Raw genomic sequence first — 6,011 nt, 5'->3', positions numbered from 1 at the left:
GCTCAGGGGTCGCGGCCGTGCCGCCCGCGAGCGCGGTGTCGACCGCCGCGACGGCGCCCGGCGTGTCGAGGTCGTCCGCGACGCGCGCCCGGATGCGCGCGATCACGTCCGCGGCGTCGTCGGCGTGCGACGGCGAACCCGCTGCCCAGGCGTCCCACGACGCGAGGCGGGTCGTGGCGGACTCGAGCTCGGCCGGGAACCACTCCCAGTCGTCCGAGTACTTGTGCGACAGGAGCGCGAGCCGGATCGCCCGCGGGTCGGCACCCTCGTCGAGCAGTCCGCGCACGGTGACGAGGTTGCCGAGGGACTTCGAGATCTTCTCGCCCTGGTAGGCGATCATGCCCGTGTGCACGTAGGCGTTCGCGAGCGGCTGGTGCGCGAGCGCGGCCGCATGCCCGGCACTCATCTCGTGGTGCGGGAACACGAGGTCGCTGCCGCCGCCCTGGACGCTGATCGGGAGGCCGAGCTTGTCGCCGGCGATCACGCTGCACTCGATGTGCCATCCGGGACGCCCCGGTCCGAGCACGGTGTCCCAGCTCGGTTCGCCGTCGCGGGCGGCACGCCAGAGCAGCGGGTCGAGGGGGTCGCGCTTGCCCGGACGCTCCGGGTCACCGCCGCGCTCGGCGGAGAGCGCGAGCATCGTGTCGCGGTCGAGGCGGCTCTCGTCGCCGAGTGCCCAGGCCTCGGTGGGACGGTTCACGTCGAAGTAGACGTCGTCGCCCTCGGACTCCTCGGTCGGCACGTCGTAGGCGTACCCGGTCTCCTGCAGGAACGCCACGGCCTCGGCGACCCGGTCGACCTCGTCGGTGACGGCCACGTAGTCGTCGGGCGGGAGGATCCGGAGCGCCTCCATGTCCCGACGGAACAGGTCGATCTGCGATGCCGCGAGCTCCTGCCAGTCCACGCCGTCGCGCGCGGCGCGCTCGAGGAGCGGGTCGTCCACGTCGGTCGTGTTCTGCGCGTAGTCGGTGTCGAGCCCGGCATCCCGCCAGGAACGGAGCAGGGAGTCGAACGCCAGGTACGTCGCCGCGTGCCCGAGGTGGGTCGCGTCGTAGGGCGTGATGCCGCACACGTACAGCGCGGCGTGCTCGTCGCCACGGGTCGGGTCGACCGGTTTCCCCGTGGCCGTGTCATGCACGACCGGGCGGGGCCCGGAACCCGGGACGGACGGAACGGACGGGGCCTCCCAGGCCCTCACGGCTGGATCACACCAAGCGACAGCAACACGATGAGAACGATACCGAGTGCGATCCGGTAGACCACGAAGGGCATGAAGCTGCGCTTGCTGATGTAGTTCATGAACGCGGCGATCACGACGAAGCCCACGACGAACGCGACGACCGTCGCGACGAGCGTGTCGACCAACCCGAACGGCGCGCCGGTGTCCCCGAGGCTCGTCGCGGCCTCGTACAGCCCGGACAGGAACACGGCGGGCACGGCCAGCAGGAACGCGAAGCGGGCCGCCGCAGGCCGGGTGTACCCGAGCGCGAGCCCCATCGACACGGTCGCGCCCGACCGGGAGACGCCGGGCACGAGGGCCAGCATCTGCGCCAGCCCGATCAGGATCCCGCCGCCGAACGTCATGTGCTCGATCCGCCGGACCTTCTTGCCGACGACGTCGAGGACGCCCAGCACGACGCCGAAGACGATGAGGACGATCGCGACGATCCAGAGCGAGCGGAACGTCGTCTCGATCGAGTCCTTGAGCAGGAGCCCGGCGACACCGATCGGGATCGTGCCGAGGATGACCAGCCAGCCGAGCCGCGCGTCGGGGTCGTTCCGCGGCACCGTCCGGCCGGAGAGGGAGCGGAACCACCGCCCGATGATCCGGGTGATGTCCTTCCAGAAGTAGATGAGCACCGCGGTCTCGGTGCCGAGCTGCGTCACCGCGGTGAACGCCGCACCCGGGTCCTGCGCGTCGGGCAGGAACAGCCCGACGATGCGCAGGTGCGCGCTCGACGACACGGGGAGGAACTCGGTGAGCCCCTGGACGAAGCCGAGGAAGATCGCCTCGAGGATGTGCATGGCACCGGCCTTCCGGAGGGAGGTCTGTCTGGACACCGCCGCGAGGGCGGTGTCAGGGCACCGCAACGACAGCGACCCGGCAATGTATCAGTAGGACGCGAAGAGGTCCCCGAGGACGCGCCGCCCGAACGCCAGCGCATCGAGCGGGACGCGCTCGTCCACGCCGTGGAACATCGCCGGGAAGTCCACGCCGGCCGGCAGCTGGAGCGGCACGAAGCCGTAGCCCGCGATCCCCAGGGTCGACAGCGCTTTGTTGTCCGTCCCGCCGGAGAGCAGGTACGGGAGCACCGGGGCGCCGGGGTCGTGCCGACCGAGGACGTCCCGCACGGCGTCCACCAGCGGTCCGCCGAAGTCCTGCTCGAGCCCGATGTCGCGGAAGGACATCACCACCTCGACGTCGTCGCCCGCGAGCTCGCGGACACGCTCGAGCACGGACTCCTCGTCGCCGGGCAGGCAGCGGATGTCGATGAGCGCCTCCGCTGCGTCGGGGATGACGTTGTGCTTGTACCCGGCCTGCAGCACCGTCGGGTTCGTCGTGGTGTGCAGCGCGGCATGGATGAACCGCGACGCCGACCCCGTGGCGAGGGCGACCTCGTCCGGACCGGTCACCGCCGGGTCGACCCCGAGGAAGCGGGCGACCTCGGCGACCATCGCGTCCGTCGTCGCCGAGAGCCGGACCGGCCACTCCTCGCTCCCGATCCGCGCGACCGCCGCAGCGAGCTTCGTCACGGCGTTGTCGCGGATCACGTGCGAGCCGTGGGCAGCCGTGCCCCGGGCGACGAGCTTGATCCACATCAGGGCCTTCTCGCCGGTCTGCAGCAGGTAGGCGCGGCGGTCCCCGAGCGTGATCGAGTAGCCGCCGACCTCGCTGATGGCGGCGTCCGCGCCGGCGAAGACCTCCGGGTGCTGCTCGACCACGTGGTGGGAGCCCAGCACGCCGCCGGCTTCTTCGTCGGCGAAGTACGCGATCACGAGGTCACGCTCCGGGGCGCCCTGCGCGGCGATGACGTCGGACAGCGACGTCAGCATCATCGCGTCCATGTTCTTCATGTCCACGGCGCCACGACCCCAGAGCATGCCGTCCTTCACTTCGCCGCCGAAGGGGTCGACCGACCAGTTCGCGGGATCGGCGGGGACGACGTCGAGGTGCCCGTGCACGACGAGCGCCGGCTTCTCTGGGTTGCGCCCCCGCACCCGGGCCACCACGCTCACCCGGTCGGGCTCCGACTCGAACAGCTGGGGTTCGAGCCCGAGGTCTCGGAGCTTCGCCTCGACGTAGTGCGCCGCCTCGGTCTCGCCACGGGACTTCCCCTCACCCCAGTTCGTCGTGTCGATCCGGATGAGGTCACGGGCGATCGACGCGGTCTCCTCGAGCTCGGTGCCGGCCGTCGTGTTCCCCTGGACGTCTGTCATGCACACCACGCTACCGGCCGGCCATGACACCGCCGATCCGCGTCACTCCGCGGGACGCGCCCGGGATGCGCGGCCGTGTTCATCGGGCGTTCAGACCCGTGCTAGTGTCTTCTCTCGGCAGGAACGCCGGGGAAAACGCCCCGGAGCACCGGCCGGCACAACAGAACAACACCTGTCCGGGTGGCGGAATTGGTAGACGCGCTAGCTTGAGGTGCTAGTGCCCGTATTAGGGCGTGGGGGTTCAAGTCCCCCCTCGGACACGCGAAATGGATGCCTCCTGGCCTTGCGGCCCGGGGGCATTTCGCGTTCGTGCTTCCCGGCGAGCATCGCCATCGCTCCGCTCAGGGCGACGCCGCCTGGTCACGCCTCCTCGCTTTGCTCGTGGCGTTCCTGTGGTCACCTCCGGTAGGTCGGATCGCGAGCGCGAAAGACCGGCTGCGGGAAACGCGCGCGGTTCGACGTCCCGCGCGTCGTTCCACGCGCGGGACGTCGGAACGCGTGCGTTTCGTGGCACGGGAGGCGCCTCCGAGGGACGGGCCGGACGGGAGGCACGGGGCGAGGCCGCACCGCGCCTCCCGGCCGGCGAGTGGTCACCGCGAACGACGCGAGCGGGCCAGCAGTCACCGCGAACGACGCGAGCGGGCCAGCCGACGCACCACCAGCGCGACGCCGCCGGCGGCGGCCAGCCACCCCCAGTTGGCGACCAGCGGATCGAGCACCCCGTGGCGCCAGTCCCGCCGCGACGAGCCGAGGCGCGACGCGACCGGGTGCCCGACGAGCTCAGCACGCACCCCCGTCTCGTGCACGACCCGGTCCGGTCGGCCACGGAGCGCATCCGTCACCCGGTGCGTCGCCACGTCGATCCGGTCGCCGAGCACGAGCAGCAACCAGTGGGCCAGGCGCCCCTCGCTGAACCGCGCGTAGGCGACCCGCCGGACCGCTCCGGCGAGGCCACGCAGGGGCTGGGCGGTCCCGAACACCGGCGTGACGTGCGCGTGCTCGATCGAACGTTCGCGTCCCTCGGCGCCGGGCTGCTGCGCGGGGACGTCCCAGTGCACGCCCGTCGCGGACCCCGCTGCGCGCGAGAGCTTGGGCACCGACGGGCGGTCGGCCGGGTCGAGGTCGCTCCCCCACCCGGGGATCCGGGCGCGGAGCTCATCGGCGGTCGGGACCCGACGGGGCGGGTCCGCGATGTACGGGGTGTGGGCGGTCATAGCGCGCTCCTTCACGGGACGATGACGGGCTTGATGATCCCGTCGAGCTTCGACGAGAAGAGGTGGTACCCCTCGGCGATTTGCTCGAGCGGGATGCGGTGCGTGATGATGTCGCTCGGCTTCAGGTGCCCGGCCTGGATGTGCTCCAGCAGCCTCGGCCACTGCCGCTTCACCGGTGCCTGGTTCGCGTGGATGGTGACGCCCTTGTTCATCGCGTCGCCGAACTTCACGGCACTGGGGATCGGGCCGTACGCACCGATCGCGGAGACCGTGCCGCCCTTCCGGACGCCGTCGATCGCCCAGTTCAGCGCGGTGGGCGACCCACCCTGCAGCTTGAGCTTCGAGGCCGTGACCAGTTGGGTGAAGTCGCCGTCCGCCTCGGCCCCGACGGCGTCGATCACGCTGTCGGCACCGAGGAAGTCCGTCTGCCGCTTCATCTCGAGCACGACGTCGGGGACCTCGGCGAAGTTGATCGTCTCGGCGTGCGCGAACGTCCGCGCCTTCTCCAGCCGGTGTTCGAGCTGGTCGACCACGATGACGCGACCGGCCCCCATGAACCACGACGACTTCGCCGCGAACAGCCCCACCGGCCCGGCGCCGAGCACCACGACGGTGTCCCCCTCCCGGATCGAGGCCAGCTGCGCCGCGAAGTACCCCGTGCCGAGGGCGTCGGTGAGGAGGAGCGCGTCCTCGTCGTCGAGCCACGGCGGGATGACCTCGGGGCCGACGTCCGCGAACGGGACGCGGACCCGCTCCGCCTGCCCGCCGTCGAAGCCACCGGTGGTGTGGGAGTAGCCGTAGATCCCACCGACCGCGGTGGCGTTCGCGTTCACGTTGTGGCAGTTCGTGAAGAGCCCGCGCGCGCAGAACCAGCACGACCCGCACGAGATGTGGAACGGCACCATCACCCGGTCACCGACGTCGAGGTGCGCCACCGACGGACCCACCTGCTCGACGACCCCGATGAACTCGTGCCCGAACGTGTGGCCGACGCGGGTGTCGGGCATCATCCCGTGGTACAGGTGCAGGTCGGAACCGCAGATCGCAGCGCGCTCGACCCGCACGACGGCGTCGTTCTCGTGCTCGATCCGCGGATCGGGCTTCTCCTCGACGCGGACCCGGTAGGGCCCGCGGTACGTCATGGCGCGCATGGACGCTCCTCTCGCTCGAAGCACCCACGCTCACCGTCCGGGGTTCCGAGCGGTCCCACTTCCGCGCACCCTGTCCATGCGCGCGGCGCGCGGGTGGCGCGGGGCCGGGCGAGACGCGCGCGATTCGACACGCCACGCGTCGATCGACCGGTGCGACGTCGAAACGCGCGCGTTTCGGGGGCGACGCAACCACGAACGGACGGGAGGC

5 protein-coding genes and 1 tRNA gene are annotated in these 6,011 nt (G+C 71.4%); 1 reads left to right on the top strand and 5 read right to left on the bottom strand.

Features of this window, described 5'->3' with window-relative positions; translation table 11 throughout:
• From mshC to ACSW7Y_RS15675, 3 genes are all read right to left on the bottom strand, one after another.
• Positions 1 to 1,198, bottom strand: a 1,198-nt coding sequence (mshC, locus tag ACSW7Y_RS15685; RefSeq protein ID WP_438127171.1) for a cysteine--1-D-myo-inosityl 2-amino-2-deoxy-alpha-D-glucopyranoside ligase, incomplete at its 3' end; no start/stop codon positions are given.
• Positions 1,195 to 2,025, bottom strand: coding sequence for an undecaprenyl-diphosphate phosphatase (locus tag ACSW7Y_RS15680; protein ID WP_058724466.1), 831 nt, complete (start codon positions 2,023 to 2,025; stop codon positions 1,195 to 1,197). The genes ACSW7Y_RS15680 and mshC, both read right to left, overlap by 4 nt.
• Positions 2,026 to 2,112: 87 nt before the next feature.
• A complete protein-coding gene (locus ACSW7Y_RS15675) occupies positions 2,113 to 3,438 on the bottom strand; it encodes a M20/M25/M40 family metallo-hydrolase (RefSeq protein ID WP_438127170.1) in 1,326 nt (441 codons plus the stop codon).
• Positions 3,439 to 3,612: 174 nt separating this feature from the next.
• Between ACSW7Y_RS15675 and ACSW7Y_RS15670 the strand changes: the two genes are divergently transcribed.
• Positions 3,613 to 3,698, top strand: a tRNA-Leu gene (locus ACSW7Y_RS15670).
• A 360-nt stretch (positions 3,699 to 4,058) separates the two neighbouring features.
• Here ACSW7Y_RS15670 and ACSW7Y_RS15665 read toward each other — a convergent pair.
• Together ACSW7Y_RS15665 and ACSW7Y_RS15660 are read right to left on the bottom strand one after the other, a co-directional pair.
• Entirely contained in the window at positions 4,059 to 4,652 is a 594-nt protein-coding gene (locus ACSW7Y_RS15665; protein WP_438127169.1) for a hypothetical protein, read from the bottom strand.
• An 11-nt stretch (positions 4,653 to 4,663) separates the two neighbouring features.
• Positions 4,664 to 5,803 (bottom strand): zinc-dependent alcohol dehydrogenase, encoded by a 1,140-nt coding sequence (locus tag ACSW7Y_RS15660; protein ID WP_438127168.1) that lies wholly within the window; start codon positions 5,801 to 5,803, stop codon positions 4,664 to 4,666.
• Between the last annotated feature and the right edge of the window lie 208 nt (positions 5,804 to 6,011).

Origin of the sequence: Curtobacterium flaccumfaciens, assembly GCF_051548005.1 — a bacterium.
GTDB lineage: Bacteria > Actinomycetota > Actinomycetes > Actinomycetales > Microbacteriaceae > Curtobacterium.
This window is presented reverse-complemented; position numbering and strand designations above follow the sequence as displayed.